Here is a 12,463-nt window from a genome sequence, read left to right as displayed (position 1 = left end):
AGTGTGCCGGTTAAAATCACTAATTTAATATTGATTTGTAGCATAAAGCTATTGTATCTCCCTTCCCTAGCGCCTCATTCTGCTAGCCTTCCTGAAGGACATTCGCAATGAATTGCTGCATTCGCTGGTAATGGGTTCCTTTCCAGAAAATTTGGCCGCACGAGGAACATTGGCGAAACTCATTGTATGTTTGCCGTGTTTTAATCGGCAGCTTATCTACTATTATTTCCTTGGCAACCGGCTCTAATAATCCATTGCAATGCAAACACCGGCAATAAGGCGAGATCGCTTTAAAAAAGTCAAAGTGTCGCAACACTTCAATTAACTGCCGGTTGGGGTTGGTTTCCCGGACAAAATAGCCATAAGTCACCAGGCTGCGCTTCAGCAAACCAATATCTCTGCTGAGCAAAATTCGTTCTTCACTGCTAGAGATCCTCGCTAATTCTTCATCCTCATAATCATTGCGATACAGCGTATCAAACCCCAGCATCCGCAGATAACCCGCCAGCTTTCCCAAGTGAACATCTAAAACAAAGCGCGACGGGTACTGGATTCTGTCGTTGGATAGGGAAATGGGATAAACGCTGCATTCGTCCCCTGATTGCAGAATATAGGAGAAGTCAACCGGCTCACCATTCACCAAAATGCGCGAGACTTCACAGTGAGGAATGCCCAAGGATTCAATGGTATCTTTAATCGCCACGCGTCCAGTAAATTCATAAACAAAACTCTGCTGGCGTTTGTTTGCCGGCAAAAAATCATTCAGTTCTGCATAAAATTGAAAAACAGCTTGATTCATTTAAATTAATGCGCCCCAAGTGGTTAAATAAATAAATTTTGCCCTAAATCTATCGTAATCAGTGACTTCGCTTTTGTCGCGTTCCGTTCGTTTTAGACTTGAGTGATCGGCTATCAAAAAAGAATGAAATTCTGTGGTACTTCTAGCGCTTGATTTTGGGTTCACAAAGCTGGCTGCGGGGTTTTATATCACTGCCAGCGCCGGCATTGGAGGTGGTTGGATTCTTAATGGACAGCCTTGGCGCAGTGCCGATAGGATGGGCGGCGAGATGGGTCATACAGTGGTTGATCCAGCCGGCCCTGTTTGTTTGCGCGGCAAGCAAGGGTGTGTGGAGAGACTGGCTTCCGGGCCGTACATGGCGCAACAAGCGCAAGAATGCTTGCAAGCCCAGCCAGAACAAGGGTCACGGTTGCGCCATCTTGTTAAGGGCGACCTAAATAAAATTACAGGTTGAGCCGGCACGCAATTAAAAATGATAAATTGAAAAATTCTCAGTTTTAGTTTTTAACGGGTGCGAGGTGACTCTCCGTGCAATTCACGCTCTCTGTTTCTCCCAGGAAAATTACCAAAATTCTGACTAGCGTCGTCATCTTTTTTACAGTTGCCGGTGTTGCTGTACAGGTTGCTAAGTACGGTTTTAACTATCGGGAAGATTGGTTAAAGCTATTTAACCTAGATAAAGAGCTAAATTACCCTTCCTGGTACGCCTCTTTTACCTTAATTTTTTGTTCCCTTCTGCTTACCACCATTGCTTCAGCAAAAAAGATAGACGGTGATCGCTACTTCCGTCACTGGAAAGCTTTATCTATCATTTTTTTAATTTTCTCTCTAGATGAAGCCATTAGTATTCATGAAATCTTGATTATTCCCGATTTGCGGCGGTTTCTGAATCTTGGGGGAATCTTTTATTACGTTTGGGTGATTCCTGCAATCGTATTTGTCGGGCTTGTTGGACTGGCTTACTATAAATTTATCAAACATCTTCCCAAACAAACAATGATTTTATTTCTGCTTGCCGGCGGGCTGTATATCGGCGGCGCACTGGGCATGGAAATGATTGGAGGATACTACACGGATTTCTATGGCAAAAATAATTTAACCTATGCCCTAATCACCTGCGTGGAAGAATTTCTTGAAATGGCGGGGGTTGTTGTGTTTATTTATGCGTTATTAGATTATATACGCTTGTATCTGAAAAATTTCGATCTGCGATTTGATTTTATGGAGGAAACAAAGCGGCAAGTGAGAAAATAATCGGGTCATTCTGGGGTGCGCTCAAATAATAACAATTAATCAATGATCATTCAAAACGAAACGTTAAAATTTAAAAAGAATAGAGTTTTCTGGCTGCATTTTCTGCTGATCTTGTTGTGGGTTGCCATCGGTGCCGGTTTACGCTTTACCCTTTTAGCCTCGAAAAATCCTTCAACCATTGAGCTAGCGACTCTAATATTTAGCTTGGGCAACAGTGTGCAAAGCGTGCCGGTGGAGCAAGCAATCACGCTTGATAGGCTTCTACAACCCTTACAGCCGGCTCCCATCTTTGGCATCCGTGAAGTCATCCACAATTTGATGACAGAAAGTACCCACCCCCCAGTTTATTTTGCGTTAACTCACTGGTGGTTAAAGCTATTTCCTGCGGATAATGGATTGGTTTCATTATGGGCGGGACGAGCGCTGAGTGCCCTTTTTGGAGTCGTCTCAATTCCTGCCATGTTTGGCTTTGGATGGCTGGCTTTTCGCTCTCGTTTAGTTGGACAAATTGCCGCAGCTATGATGGCAGTTTCTCCCTACGGCATCTATTTAGCTCAAGAAGCCCGACATTACACTTTGACAATTTTGTTAATCATCGCGTCTTTATGTTGCTTCGTGGTTGCTATACGAAACATTCAAAATAAAATTGTTCTGCCGGCTCCGATAGCATTAACTTGGGTAGTCGTTAACAGTCTAGGAATTGCTGTCCATTACTTTTTCGTGCTTACCCTTGCTGCCGAAGCCTTAGTTGTGCTGAAATTTTGGCTGGCAGATTTGCAAATTTCTAACAGAAAATTACAAACTGAAAATTCTCCTTCTCCTTTCCTCTCTAAATACTGGCGGCGAATTTATGCCACTGCCGCCGGCACTCTCATCGGATGCTTAGTTTGGTTGCCGGCGTTGAAAGGTGCTTCTGATAGTGAGCTGACAAAATGGATTTATGAAGCGAATCCGTTGAATGACTTCTTCGCACCGATTGCTCGGCTTGTGGCTTGGTTCATCACAATGCTTTCATTGCTGCCGGTGGAAGGGCAAAATTTATCGATTACCGTTGCTTCTAGTTTGCTCCTGGTAATTTTTATTCTGTGGGCAACGCCAATTTTGATTCGGGGAATTAGAAGGCAAATTCAGCAGCCGGCGATTCGTTTAAGCATTCAAGTTTTAGGCGGATTTATTTTAGCAGCAATTGCCATAATTTTATGTGTAACTTATGTTGTGGGTGCTGATGTAACCCTAGCCGCTCGCTATCATTTTTTCTACTTTCCTGCCGTGATAGTTTTCCTGGCAGCGAGTCTTGCGGTTTATTGGGATAATTACACGACAGAAGGACGGGAAAAGGGTACATTTCCCCTGCTCCCTTCCTCATTGATGGGGGGAAAGAAAACAGTGGCTATAATTTTACTGATGGGTTTGATAGGAAGTTTAACAGTTGTTTCAAATTTAGGCTTTCAAAAATCTAAACGCGCCGATCTTTTGGTTCCTATCATTCAAAAAACCTCTCAAGTGCCGGTTTTAATCGCGATGGTTCATAAAACTCACGCTGAAACCAGAGGGATGATGGTATTAGCCTTGGAATTCAAACGCAGCAAAGGTTTATTAAAACCTTCAGTGAATTCGCCTCTATTTCTTCTGGCACACAAAGAGGATGATTCTAAGCCGGCTACCGATACCCTCAGCAGAACCTTGAGGAAACTGCCGCGCCCTTTGGATTTATGGGCTGTAAATTTTAACGCCCCTATTAGCGTGGAATCACAAAACTGTGTGCTTGATTCTAAATCAAAGCCAAAGGTTACAGGTTATAAATACCGGCTTTATCACTGCCTTTAAATTAAGCTAAAATCGTTTATTTTTTAGGGATCTTGTCAATCAATAGCTTTTGCAAAAACTAGCCAAAAATTCAGTAATTAGGAATTTTTTCCAATGACAATTTACTTTTACAGCACTCGTGAGCAATATGGCTGCTTCTCCAACTTTTCGCCCCACGGCTTTGAATTAGACGGTGCGTATTGGCAAACCAGTGAGCATTACTTTCAAGCCCAAAAATTTGCCGGCACCCCCCACGCTGACGAAATTCGACAAGTAAAAGCACCTAAAGATGCTGCAAAAATGGGACGCGAACGCAAACGTCCCCTGCGCCCGGATTGGGAACAAGTGAAAGACGAGATTATGCGGAAAGCGGTATTAAAAAAATTTGAAACTCATGCCGGCATCCGCGAAATTCTTTTAGCAACCGGCGATGATGAAATTGTCGAGAATTCTCCGATTGACTATTATTGGGGTTGCGGTGCTGATGGTAGTGGCAAAAATATGCTAGGAAAGATTCTAGTAGAAGTGCGAGAAATTTTGCGCGAACACACTGAAGAACAAAGTGATGCCCCCGTCTAATTCTTCCTCTGTGTTACAGATGGAAAACTCATGATTCAAATTAGGAGACGCGTCTCAATGTTTCCAGCGCCATACTTGTAAAATTACCATGCTGATCATACTGGCGAATTACCCGTTGATGTTCAGTGGAATTGAGCAGCCACCCCACTGCAATTGCCAATGTTTCGCCGATTTCTAGCTGGAGAGGACAGCTTAAAGAAATCCCATCTGGAAAAAATAAAACTTGATTTTGTTCTCCCAAAGAATCGAATCCTTGCCATTGAATCGGAATCGCTTCAGAAACTTGTAAATCGGGCGTTATGCTCACGCTGTTGCCTTGCCAAACCCCGCTCAAGTTTTCCACAGTGGGTTGCGCCGGCTCACTCGGAGGAACCGATAGCTGTTCCCGAATAACAGTCGTTCTTTGCAAAGTGTGGCTCTCATCATAAGCTGTCACAAAACGAGTCCGCTGATTTTCATGTCTGAACCCTATTTCCATGACAAGCCTTGAGCCAGCCTCTAGCTGTTGTATACCCCATGAAAATGTATTTTCTAAAAAAAGCGACGCTCTGCAATTGTCTTGTGTATACCGGCCATAATCTTGTTCTTCCTTAGTTCCATCAGCATAAGTATAATAATTAATATGATGAATTTCAGTTTCTTCTGGATTCAGTTCTAAACTGGTAATAACGTTAACAACTTTTAAAATTTCCAAACTTGGAGAATAGGTTGTCCAAGTTCCGTGCCAACTGCCGGCTTGATATTTACAACAATTTTCCCAATTCTTAAGATTCAAGTTCATTGGCATGATTGTTTCAATAAACGGTTGTTTAGTTTTCAGAATTTTATCATAAAAGCGTCGATCATATTGAATTGTTCTCACACTTGGTTTAACTGGCTTTGTGAAGAAATCTCGCTTGTTACCCGATGAGTGAGTTTAACCGCTAGGATTGAGTTAGTGTAAAAATTTATAACATTTTCGGGTACAGGAAACATGGCATCAGCAAACCCAGAAACTTTAGACGTTGCTAATCTGGCATTTCAATACTTTTCTCAAGGACTAGCAACCGGCAACTGGGAACCCTTCTTAGATACGCTCACAGAAGACTTTACTTTTTGGTTTCCGGTAGGATTGTATAAGGGTGTTAACACCGGCAAAGAACGGGCGGCGGCTTTCTTCCAGTACGTTTCTGAGGCGTTTAGCGAAGGACTGACTGTTACAGTGGAACGTGTCACGAGTAACGACACAACGGTTGTTTTCGAGATTCACTCTGAGGGACGCCTCAGGGGAAAACCTTACAGCAACCAGGCAGCGGTATCTTTAGATGTTCGCGGCAACCAAATTTGCGCTTACCGGGAGTATCTCAGTGTGATCGTTCAACCCAGTGCGGAATAGGCGGGTAACTTCTCAGGGGATTCTTCTAGCAAATTGAGAGATAGGGTTTAAATTTAGGTGCTAAAAAATTTACAACAGCGCAAAGTGAAGGCGTTTACCTGGTTATTAACTTTTGCAACTTATTATTGACACAACTAAAATAATATGTACATATTGTGCCATATCCCTGCTGTTTCCTGATGGATTGCTGGGTGCCGATTGGGAAGAGGGGTGAGATACCGCAGTCATAGTTAGACACAAAAGTTAACGTAAAAATGAGCGCAGGAGCGTTGAACAAGTCAATGCACATAAAAAATATTTTGAAAGTGTTTTAAATCACTATCGGTAGGTGTTTTCATCACAATCGATCTGAGATTTCAATCACCAGGCGCGACCGCAAAATGACTCATAGTATTAAGTGTGAGTTTGTGGAGGGAGTGAAGATGAAGCCTGGGATCTTGGCAACCGCAATATTACTGATCGCAACCGGCACCGTAATGCCGGCTAACGCTGAGAATGCGGCACACCTGAAACAGTTGCTTGAAACGAATGAATGTGAAAGGTGCGATCTGAGCGGAATTCAGCTAGCAGGGGTTGACTTGCGAGGCGCGAATTTGAAAGAAGCCAATCTCAGGGGAACGATCCTTAACGGTGCAAACCTGAATGAAGCCAATTTAAATGAGGCGAATTTAACGGGGGCGCAACTGCAGGGAACAACACTGATTGGCTCGAAACTACATGGAGCCAATCTAGATGATGCGGATTTGAGCAATGCTAACCTGAGCATGGCCGGCATGGTGATTGCCAGCCTCAAGAATACTAACCTCACACAAACGAATCTGATTGGCGCAAATTTAGAAAGCGCCAAGCTTGCCGGCGCTAACCTCAATAAGGCTCACCAGTCTGTTGCCAACCTGGGGAACACAAATCTGATGGGTGGCAGCGTGTACGCAATGGATGTCAGTGGCGTTAATCTGCGGGATGCTGATTTGACTGGGGCGAACTTAGCCGGCGCAAATTTGAGAGGTTCCGATTTATCCGGCGCAAACCTTGCCGGGGCGAATTTGGCGAATGTCGATCTCAGAAATGCGTTGCTGCAAAATACAAAGATGCCCCATAGTGAGCCGGCAGAATCTTCCGTGAGCTTGGTCAAAGGCCATCAAGAGTAATCTCTAAAAAATCAATAATTTAGAAATAGGAGCCGTATTCGGGTCGGCTCCTATTTCATGTTTCACGATACTTTAAACGCTTTTCTTGTACTTATACAAGCATTACAGGCTGAAAAGGCGGAGGATTGGCTAAGCGCAAACAAGCTTATGTCCCCGCAGAAACAGCCTCATCACTGGGAAGGCGGATTGTGTCATCCTCGCCCAGATATTCGCCGTTTTGGACTTCAATGATCACCACCGGAATTGCGCCTGGATTTTCCACACGGTGAGGTGTGCATTGAGGAACGTAGGTAGAACGGTATTGAGTCACTAATACTTCCTCATCCCCACAGATCACCTTGGCTGTCCCGGAAACAACGATCCAGTGTTCGCTGCGATGATAGTGAATTTGCGCCGTCATCGTATGACCCGGTTTAATCTCAATTTGATTAATCCGATAGCGTGGCCCTTCTTCTAAAACCGTGACTTTGCCCCAAAATCTTTCTTCTGCTTGATTAGAACTCGCTTCAGGTAAATTAGCGCTATCTTCCTGAACTTCGTTTTGCTCTTCGCTCATGGCTGGCCTCCAGTTAGTGTCATATTTATTGTGTGCTAGCGACTAACAATTCGAGTATCTCAGGCTTGCCAAAATATCAAATCGTTACGACACTAACCGAAAGTTGATTGTTTGCATCCGGTGGCATCTGTTAACGAAGTCCGCGCCACCCGCAAGTTCAACACATTGCAGCTAATTACCCAACTGCCGGCTCTAGTAGCTGAATCGTACCAGTACCGGCGTCAATTTCCACCTCCCCACCCACCGGCAAGGTAAATTTATTGGGAATGTGACCAATCATCGAACCGTACCAGGCGGGGATTCGCAGGGGTTTGATGTGTTCCGACAACACTTGCCCCAATGTCAGTGACTTATCGGGTTCTTCTGGGTCACAATCGGTACATTGACCAAAGATAAACCCAGAAATTTGATTAAGAATCCCTGCCAATTTTAATTGCGTCAGCATTCGGTCGATGCGGTAAACTTCTTCGCCAATTTCTTCGACAAAGAGAATTTTCTGTTTCCAGTCTGGCAGGTAAGGCGAACCCACCATCGCCGTGAGGACGGATAAATTACCACCCACAAGTTGACCTCGTGCTCTACCGGCACTCAGGGTTGTTACGCGCACTTGAGGTTGTGGGTTGCCTCGGCTGCCGGTGTTGGGGGCATTTCGCAGCATCATCGCTTCCCCGTTAAACAAAATGCGCTTGAAGCAATTCACAGAAAAGGGATTCCAACTCGACGTACCCACCGGCCCATGAAATGTAACAAGGCCACTGCGGGCGTAAATGGCCAGCAACAGGGAGGTGATATCGCTGTAACCAATAATAATTTTCGGATGCCGGCGGATTAGTTCGTAATCGAGTAACGGCAAAATCCGATTGCCTCCCCAGCCTCCCCGCATCGCAATCAACGCTTTCACCGAGGTATCAGCAAACATCGCATTCACATCAGCTGCGCGATCCACATCTTTGCCGCCCAAATAGCCATAACGATCCCGCACATGAGCAGCAGGCTTGACTTTCAACCCAAATTTTGCAAGCTCTTTTTTAACAAAATCGATGTCTTCCGGATCAAGGAAACTGGCGGGGTTAATCAATCCCACCGTATCACCGGCTTTTAAGCGGGGGGGTTTGAGGATGGCGGGTGGGGGCGGGTTATCTTGGGCGGCTGCCGGCACCTGTGAAGCCAGCATGGCTAAGCCAAACGTTTTGAGAAAAAAGCGGCGATTAATTGTCATGCCGTAAGTTGTGTTGATTCTTGAGTTTAAGGATTAAAGTGACAATCCCAAAACTCAATACAGTTTCGCGACACCAAAATCAACAGAGATTTCAGATTGCCGGCTCAACTCAGGGGACAAAACCGTTTTTGTTCTGGCTCATATTTCCAAGCGATGCCGGCAGGATCTTTGCCGCGACTCCAGTCAGAAAATTCCGGCTTGCTTTTCCATTTACTGACAGTATTGGCGTGAACATTGAAGCGTCGGGCGAGTTCCGCTTGCGTCATCGGCGCGGGCAAGGAAAGCCGGCTTTGAGACTGTGCAATGAAAGACTGAGTGGGGCTAGAGGAATAAATTTTGGGCTGTGCCGGCACCGTTGAAACCGGCGGTTTGCGTTCAACCAACGTGTGAGATTCCCCAGCTACGGAGGGAAACGCCGTTTCAAAGAAATACAACATTCCTCCCTGATCGGTGACTTCAAAATGAGCAGAAAATTCTTTAGATCGCCCATCTAAATAACTTTGGGCTTCTGCGCCAGAAACGTTTGCCTTCATCGCCAAATCCAGGGTGGTAATGCGTCCCTGATTTTCTTGAATCAGCCGGTAAAAAACCGCGTTGAGCTGAGCAAGTTTGTTTTGTTGTAGCAGCCAATAGCGCTTTAACGCCCAGCCAATGCCGGTTACCAACGCCAGAGGCACAAAAATGCGTCCCGCAGCCAGGATCGCAGCGACGCCGAAGGCGATAGGGATCACGAGAGTCAGATATCCTCCCGTGCTGCTCTCATTTTTTTTAGTGTTTTTAACCATACTGCTTCCTTGTCACCCACTGCCGGTGCCTGCTGATCGCTGTTTCACTCGCCTGCAATTGCTGATGCCGGCAGGAAAGCCCAACCGATCACAAACATTATGGCTTTAATTTTATAGCCTTCCTAGGGTTGTATTGCCGGTTTGCTGCTGATGCCGGTGACAAGCATTACACGGCAATTCAGGCAATAATTACCCCGGTTTGGAGTCTCCTATCGCTAGCACTTAAGGGTTTTGGGGCATCTTGATCCTTAAGAAAGGATTATACAAAACAACTGTATTTGCAATTAACGATTACAGTTGGCAATCGAGCATTCCCATTGTGGTGAGGTAAAGTGAGATGCGATTGGTGCCGGCGGTTGTGATAGTTTTGTTGTTGCTCGATCCAACTAGCAGTGGCGATGACGTAAATTCTCGTCCCGGAGAAAGCCGGCGTGACATGACTTCGCCTGCAATTACAGCGCCCAACTAAAGTTTATGCAGCTTAGACAAATTTTCTAACGCGCCTTAATAACGGGACTTTTAAGTTTTCCAGGTAGGCGGGAAGATCAATTGACAGCCAATCCGAGCAGGATTGAAAAAATAAAAAATAAAGTTTTTTATGTTAATTCTTTTTTCTTTAACGCTGTTTGTTAGCGCTTTTCTGCTTTTCTGCGTGCAACTAATGGTTGCTAAAATGATTTTGCCACTGTTAGGCGGTTCTCCATCAGTTTGGAATACCTGCCAGTTCTTTTTTCAAGCAACTTTATTAGCCGGCTACGGATATTCCCATTTAACAACAAAATGGTTGGGAGTGCGCCGGCAATCCATTTTTCATATTATCCTGCTGTTGCTGCCGATTGCGTTTTTACCCATAACTTTAGCAACGGGTTGGCTACCACCTCATGAGGCAAATCCGATTCCTTGGTTACTCGCTTTGTTAGGTTTCTCGGTAGGAGTGCCATTCTTTGTTGTTTCTACCAGTGCGCCTTTAATTCAAAAGTGGTTTGCCGGCACCGATAATCCTGCCGGTTCAGATCCTTATTTTCTTTATGCTGCCAGTAATTTGGGCAGTATGTTAGGGCTGTTAAGCTATCCAATTTTTATTGAACCGAACTTCTCTTTAACTCGTCAAAGCTGGCTATGGGCTGCCGGTTATGGAATGCTTCTATTGCTAACAGTTAGCTGTGCAGTTTATGTCGGGAAGTCGAAAAAAGGTGAACTAGAAATCGATGGATCTGTATCTGCTGCTGAAACTGCCGGCGAAACGTTGACGAGAAAACAACAAATTCAATGGATATTGCTATCTTTTATTCCCTCCAGCTTACTTTTAGGCGTCACCACTTACCTAACAACTGATTTAGCCGCAATTCCGCTGTTATGGGCGGTTCCTTTAGCCCTTTATTTATTGACATTTATTTTAACATTTGCCCGGAAGCCGGTATTACCTCACAATACCTTAGTAACGCTTTTACCTTTATTACTAGCACCTTTAATTATCTTATCCTTACTCAAATTAATTCAGCCGCTTTGGTTATTGCTGCCTTTACATTTGCTGGTATTTTTCCTAGTAGCGTGTGTATTTCATGGCAACTTAGCCAGAAGCCGCCCAAGCGCCAAATATCTCACCGGCTTCTATTTTTGGATATCCTTCGGCGGTGTTTTAGGGGGATTATTTAACGCAATTGCCGCCCCTCTGCTATTTCCAACGGTTCTAGAATATCCCCTCCTGCTACTGCTAAGTCTCTTGCTGCTACCGAATGCCGGTTTTGAAGAAATTAAAAAGCAACGAGAAGAAGATGAAATTAAAAATTTATCGGTTCTTAATTCAAGCCGGCGAAACATTTTCTTAATTAGCCTTGGTCTTTTAATCGGCGCTTTGCTAATTGGTCTTAATTTTCAAAATTTAACAGCTAATTTACTGGAAATTATTTTAAGTTTTATCCTGTTATTGGTTATTTATTACGCATTTAATATTGGGAAAATCCGCCTGGGTGCCGGTTTAATCTTAATTGTTATGTTAAGCCAGTTTTCCCTAGGAAGTTTAGGAGGTGTTCTCTACACTGAACGCAGTTTCTTTGGAGTAAACCGAGTCGTGCAAGACAGACACAGTGAGTATCACAGTCTTTTGCACGGCACAACCTTGCATGGCAAACAAAGCCTCGATCCAGAACGCAAAAAAGAATCTTTAACCTATTATCACAATTCCGGGCCGGTGGGGCAAGCCTTCAATTCTTTAAATTCAGCACAACGTCTTTCTAAAGTTGCTGTCTTAGGGCTTGGAATTGGCACTCTAGCCGCTTACTCAGAACCCGGTCAAGAATGGACTTTTTATGAAATAGATTCTGCCGTAGAAAAGCTTGCTCGCAATGCTGATTATTTTACATTTTTAGCTAATTCAAAAGCACCTTTTTCAGTGATTTTAGGAGATGCTAGGCTACGATTTTTAGAAGCTCCCAACAATTATTACGATATCATTGTTATGGATGCTTTCAGCTCCGATTCGATTCCCGTTCATTTAGTTACACGGGAAGCAATCCAGCTTTATTTTAGTAAATTAACCTCACAGGGATTATTAGTCATTAACATTTCCAACCGTTACATTAACCTAGAGCCGGTGTTAGGGAAATTAGCGGAGAATTTAAACTTAGTCGCACTAAGACAATTAGACAGAGATATTTCGCCGGCAGAAAAAGCAGCCGGTAAATCAGCCTCTCACTGGGTAGTGTTCGCTCGCAGCCGGCAAGACTTTGGTAAACTCAACAACGATCCGAGCTGGCAACCCATTCCCAAACCTGCAAACGTGCCATTATGGACAGATGAATTTTCCAATATATTCAGCGTCTTGCGGCTAAAAGAACAAGCCAAACCCTAAATACTCAAAATCCTAAAAACCAATTATCAACCGCATCTAAACCTACAATTCATCTGTGTATGGCTAGCGCCACGCTGCGCTATCATCTGTG

General features: G+C 44.3%; 13 protein-coding genes. 7 read left to right on the top strand and 6 right to left on the bottom strand.

All coding sequences use genetic code 11. The annotated features are described in order from the left end of the window. Positions 1–82: 82 nt before the first annotated feature. The gene (locus tag H6F73_RS23570) at positions 83–799 is read right to left on the bottom strand and encodes a Mut7-C RNAse domain-containing protein (protein ID WP_190761192.1); all 717 of its coding nucleotides are present in this window, start codon (positions 797–799) and stop codon (positions 83–85) included. 133 nt (positions 800–932) lie between these two features. On the opposite strand from H6F73_RS23570, the gene H6F73_RS23565 reads away from it, so the two are divergent. From H6F73_RS23565 to H6F73_RS23550, 4 genes are all read left to right on the top strand, one after another. Beyond that, positions 933–1,253 carry an ROK family protein gene (locus H6F73_RS23565; RefSeq protein ID WP_190761191.1) on the top strand — a complete coding sequence of 107 codons (321 nt, stop codon included), beginning with the start codon at positions 933–935 and terminating at the stop codon, positions 1,251–1,253. 74 nt (positions 1,254–1,327) lie between these two features. After that, positions 1,328–2,053 (top strand): hypothetical protein, encoded by a 726-nt coding sequence (locus tag H6F73_RS23560; RefSeq protein WP_190761190.1) that lies wholly within the window; start codon positions 1,328–1,330, stop codon positions 2,051–2,053. Positions 2,054–2,095: 42 nt separating this feature from the next. Next, positions 2,096–3,880, top strand: a complete 1,785-nt coding sequence (locus tag H6F73_RS23555) for a hypothetical protein (protein ID WP_190761189.1) — start codon at positions 2,096–2,098, stop codon at positions 3,878–3,880. Positions 3,881–3,973: 93 nt separating this feature from the next. After that, the gene (locus H6F73_RS23550) at positions 3,974–4,438 is read left to right on the top strand and encodes an NADAR family protein (RefSeq protein ID WP_190761188.1); all 465 of its coding nucleotides are present in this window, start codon (positions 3,974–3,976) and stop codon (positions 4,436–4,438) included. Between the two features lie 40 nt (positions 4,439–4,478). Here H6F73_RS23550 and H6F73_RS23545 read toward each other — a convergent pair whose 3' ends face one another. Beyond that, positions 4,479–5,219, bottom strand: coding sequence for a DUF3598 family protein (locus H6F73_RS23545; protein ID WP_190761187.1), 741 nt, complete (start codon positions 5,217–5,219; stop codon positions 4,479–4,481). Between the two features lie 192 nt (positions 5,220–5,411). Between H6F73_RS23545 and H6F73_RS23540 the strand changes: the two genes are divergently transcribed. Further along, entirely contained in the window at positions 5,412–5,813 is a 402-nt protein-coding gene (locus H6F73_RS23540; protein WP_190761186.1) for a nuclear transport factor 2 family protein, read from the top strand. A 422-nt stretch (positions 5,814–6,235) separates the two neighbouring features. Beyond that, entirely contained in the window at positions 6,236–6,961 is a 726-nt protein-coding gene (locus H6F73_RS23535; protein ID WP_190761185.1) for a pentapeptide repeat-containing protein, read from the top strand. Positions 6,962–7,106: 145 nt separating this feature from the next. Here the strand turns inward: H6F73_RS23535 and H6F73_RS23530 are convergent, their stop codons facing one another. From H6F73_RS23530 to H6F73_RS23515, 4 genes are all read right to left on the bottom strand, one after another. Continuing rightward, a complete protein-coding gene (locus tag H6F73_RS23530; RefSeq protein ID WP_190761184.1) occupies positions 7,107–7,517 on the bottom strand; it encodes a phosphomannose isomerase type II C-terminal cupin domain in 411 nt (136 codons plus the stop codon). A gap of 175 nt (positions 7,518–7,692) precedes the next feature. After that, on the bottom strand, positions 7,693–8,736 hold the full coding sequence (locus H6F73_RS23525; protein ID WP_190761183.1) for an LD-carboxypeptidase: 1,044 nt from the start codon (positions 8,734–8,736) through the stop codon (positions 7,693–7,695). Positions 8,737–8,840: 104 nt separating this feature from the next. After that, positions 8,841–9,521 (bottom strand): hypothetical protein, encoded by a 681-nt coding sequence (locus H6F73_RS23520; protein ID WP_190761182.1) that lies wholly within the window; start codon positions 9,519–9,521, stop codon positions 8,841–8,843. A 291-nt stretch (positions 9,522–9,812) separates the two neighbouring features. Then, complete coding sequence (locus H6F73_RS23515; RefSeq protein WP_190761181.1) at positions 9,813–9,986, bottom strand: hypothetical protein; 174 nt, start codon at positions 9,984–9,986, stop codon at positions 9,813–9,815. Between the two features lie 133 nt (positions 9,987–10,119). Between H6F73_RS23515 and H6F73_RS23510 the strand changes: the two genes are divergently transcribed. Next, positions 10,120–12,372: a fused MFS/spermidine synthase gene (locus H6F73_RS23510; RefSeq protein WP_190761180.1), complete on the top strand. Its 2,253-nt coding sequence runs from the start codon at positions 10,120–10,122 to the stop codon at positions 12,370–12,372. Positions 12,373–12,463: the final 91 nt, after the last annotated feature.

Source organism: Microcoleus sp. FACHB-68, from assembly GCF_014695715.1.
GTDB lineage: Bacteria > Cyanobacteriota > Cyanobacteriia > Cyanobacteriales > Oscillatoriaceae > FACHB-68.
This window is presented reverse-complemented; position numbering and strand designations above follow the sequence as displayed.

What these genes read in the sequence shown, in the direction of transcription:
- H6F73_RS23550 (WP_190761188.1), top strand. Translation starts at nt 3,974, where the DNA reads ATGACAATTTACTTTTACAGCACTCGTGAGCAATATGGCTGCTTCTCC.
- H6F73_RS23545 (WP_190761187.1), bottom strand. Translation starts at nt 5,219, where the DNA reads ATGAACTTGAATCTTAAGAATTGGGAAAATTGTTGTAAATATCAAGCC.
- H6F73_RS23530 (WP_190761184.1), bottom strand. Translation starts at nt 7,517, where the DNA reads ATGAGCGAAGAGCAAAACGAAGTTCAGGAAGATAGCGCTAATTTACCT.
- H6F73_RS23510 (WP_190761180.1), top strand. Translation starts at nt 10,120, where the DNA reads ATGTTAATTCTTTTTTCTTTAACGCTGTTTGTTAGCGCTTTTCTGCTT.
- H6F73_RS23555 (WP_190761189.1), top strand. Translation starts at nt 2,096, where the DNA reads ATGATCATTCAAAACGAAACGTTAAAATTTAAAAAGAATAGAGTTTTC.
- H6F73_RS23535 (WP_190761185.1), top strand. Translation starts at nt 6,236, where the DNA reads ATGAAGCCTGGGATCTTGGCAACCGCAATATTACTGATCGCAACCGGC.
- H6F73_RS23570 (WP_190761192.1), bottom strand. Translation starts at nt 799, where the DNA reads ATGAATCAAGCTGTTTTTCAATTTTATGCAGAACTGAATGATTTTTTG.
- H6F73_RS23540 (WP_190761186.1), top strand. Translation starts at nt 5,412, where the DNA reads ATGGCATCAGCAAACCCAGAAACTTTAGACGTTGCTAATCTGGCATTT.
- H6F73_RS23520 (WP_190761182.1), bottom strand. Translation starts at nt 9,521, where the DNA reads ATGGTTAAAAACACTAAAAAAAATGAGAGCAGCACGGGAGGATATCTG.
- H6F73_RS23525 (WP_190761183.1), bottom strand. Translation starts at nt 8,736, where the DNA reads ATGACAATTAATCGCCGCTTTTTTCTCAAAACGTTTGGCTTAGCCATG.